Raw genomic sequence first — 3,346 nt, 5'->3', positions numbered from 1 at the left:
ACGATTATTGATATTCATCATACTGTCATTAACGCCTTCAAATGCAGCCGAAACAGTATCATAACCTTTCTTCTCTGAAGATGTTCCATCAGAATTAAATTGAGAAACTTGGAACTCTGGCGCTCTCCAGACACCATTATTATAGCCAGAACCACCACCAAAATACTGAGCAAGCTGATTACTCATAGAATAAAGTTGAGCTCCATTAATCGCTTCTGTCGAGTACTCTGAAACAGCTCCTGCCTTAACTCCAGAAAGCGTCCGGGAAACACCATCAACATTTGCAAGCGTAACTTCAGTACCGTTCTTTTCACCACCAATCGCTATAACATGCGTATCAGCATCTTGCTTAACAAGGCTATCACCAACAACCTTATTAATCTCATTTTTAACTTCATTGTGAAGATTTGTCAAAGATATACCAACTCCTGCAAAGGCAGATGCTACATCAGAATAACTTTGTTCACTAGCTTGCCCTTCCTCATTAACAATTTGAACTTTGAACTGTGGTGCACTCCACTTACCATTCTCACCATAGGCAGCACCACCACCGAAGTACTGAGCAACCTGATCACCTAATGAATAAAGCTGGGAGCCATTGATCGCATCACTGGAGTCTGTATTGATATCACAATCTACAAAATGCTTGATATTACCGGCTACTCTTCTTACCCTCCTTGCTATGTTGTATTGTAAATGCGTCCGCCTCCTCATCCCAAAACAAAGCATTCTTTTTTATTTGAATAAGTGCATTGCTTATTCTATTGTTTATATCACTCTTAACATCATTTAACGCATCTTTAGTTTTGATTATCTTAATCTTTGACCTTCTCGAAAGAAGGACCCACAACTGTAAGGGCATTAATGTTAATTAATAATTCTATTCATGAAGTTTTGATTTTTTTTGCCTTTATGTGAGATATCTTTTGTAACAAAGTTTTTGAGTTTGAAGGTAAGGAAGAAACATCTTTGTGTGCTGTAATTGGAAGTGTGGCTTAAGGTACTTTTTGGGGGATTATTGCATTTTTAACGTAAGGATAAGTAGTATGGTTTCACAGTAACAAGCCGGCACCATCATGATATTTACCAGCACCCAATGTTGCGACAGCCCTTGCATTAAGACGATTCATAAGGGGCATTTTTCCTCCTTTCCTCTATAATTTTTACCCCTCTGCCAACCCCGCTTATGGCATAAAGCTAAGTGAATAAAATTGATTCCATATGAAGTGATTTGAGATGAGATAATCTTACAATATTCGGGGTTATGATTCAAAGTAAGAAACGATAAAAATACTTATGAATCAATATGTTGTAGTTTATGGTCATCTCTTTTGAAGAAATTTAACGTAGAATAAGAATGATTGTGTGATTTTTTTCATAATACGCTGCACTTCCCCTTGCGAGATTTTTTTACGCTTTCAGCAAAATGAGTCTGATTGATGACTCTTTTGTTTCTTGTATAAGCTTTTAAAGAAAATAAGTTTAGTTACTTTACATAATGGGTCTTACTGCTTTATACAATCGCGAAGTATTTTTATAATTTCATTGCGTATGCTATAAACTTATACATCAGTTCTGTTTCATAATTTGTTTCAGGAATTTTATTTTGATCAGTATGAGCTTTATGAAGAATTGCAACTACTGCATACTTCATGATGGCTACTGCTGTATATAAAACAAATAAAAGTTTTGATTTTTATTAAAACATATCCTTCCCCAATGAATAATTTCCCTCAATGAAATTATAAAACGTACGTCTTTAAACTATGATACAATTATATTACCCTATCAGTTTATCTTAGAGACACTGCTCTGCATCTGTAAAATTTTTGTTAAAATACTTCACTTTTCACTAAGATTATTACTATCGAATACATGGTTATAACGTTTTCATAATGATACGATTTTATGACTTTCTATGTAAAATATTTATCTCCCTAATATTATAAATTTTCACCCTTGTCTCATCAGACAAAGGCGAAAATTCGATTAAATTGTAGTTTTCGTATTATCTGGTGTTATTTTAATTTTAGAGTTATTCCACCACCGACACCCCAATGACCACCAGTACTGGTTGCTGATAAATTAGAACGGATCTTGCCATCCTCAGATGTATAACCAGCACCAAAAGCAAAGGCAGACTGGCCACGCCACAAACCACTACCAAATGAGACACTCAAAAACCCTGGATCATCGAAATAACGCAAATTCGATACTGCCAAACCAATAGCAACCGCTTGTTTTGCCTCTTTGCGGACATTTTCTATACTGTAATTTAAAGCCTCAAACTTCATATTGGTATAGTTATTTGCACGTTCAACAGCATCGTCAATCGCATCAATAACGATATTGTTTACACGCTGGTCTGTATATTGCTTTGATTGATCAAGAACAACCTTCATCTGTTCTTTCGTGTAATCATGCAATTGCCCACCATTAATCGCTTCTTTTGAGCCTTTTTCAATCTTACCATCTGCAACATTATCAATCATCACAGGTTCACTCGGATCACCCCCTGCTAAAGTGATTTTATTGGTTTTTTTGCCCTTTTCATCTCTGTCATAACGAACAGCATCTTCAGCAATACCATCAACCTTTTTATCAATATTATTCACTTTCCCATCAATGTTGATAACTGTGTCACCAATATCCTCAATTGTATTTGAAATATTATCAACCCTCTTTGAAATATGCTGAACATCTTTTTCAACACTATTGATACGCTCATTGGTCTGCCAAAGCTGCCCACCGTTTACCACATCCTTAGAGTCTTTTTCAATTTTACCATCAGCGACATTGGTAATTTTACTTGGTTGACCATCGCGACCAGCATCATAGGCTCCTTTTTCTTTATTCCATTTTAAAGCATCTGTATCAGCCTTGTTGATGACATCATCAATACGGTTGTTAATGGTTGTCATTCCATTATTAACACCATCCAAAGCATCCGCTACATTATCATAACTTTTCTTCTCAACAACTTTGCCATTCTCATCAAATTGGACAATCTGGAAATGAGGTGCTGTCCATTGACCATTTTCATACTTAGCACCACCACCAAAATAAGATGCGAGCGTCTGATTCAAGAAATAAAGCTGATTGCCGGTAATGGCTTCGGTTGAACCTTTCGCAATCTCCCCATCCAAAAGAAACTTAAGTTTGCTGTTTCTCTTTTCTCCATTTTTTTCATGTTTTGCGACAAATGCTCCCTCTTCATCATCCCACAATAACGCATCTTGAGAAATTTGCTTTATGCTTTTATCAAGTTGGGCTTTGTTAACAGCTTCATCATCCTTCACAGCTTCCTTTACACCAGAAATAGTGCGCGCTACCTTGCCATAACCTG

At 36.3% G+C, this 3,346-nt stretch carries 1 protein-coding gene and 1 pseudogene; both read right to left on the bottom strand.

Translation table 11 applies throughout. The features are described from left to right. Nucleotides 1-714, bottom strand: a pseudogene (locus BN67_RS11190) (Vomp family autotransporter); the annotation flags it as partial. A gap of 1,304 nt (nucleotides 715-2,018) precedes the next feature. After that, nucleotides 2,019-3,346: Vomp family autotransporter (locus BN67_RS11185; RefSeq protein WP_033313019.1), on the bottom strand; the 1,328-nt coding region annotated here is incomplete at its 5' end.

The organism is Bartonella rattaustraliani AUST/NH4, from assembly GCF_000312565.1.
Lineage (GTDB): Bacteria > Pseudomonadota > Alphaproteobacteria > Rhizobiales > Rhizobiaceae > Bartonella > Bartonella rattaustraliani.
The sequence above is the reverse complement of the archived record's forward strand: the minus strand, read 5'-3'. Positions and strand labels throughout refer to the sequence as shown.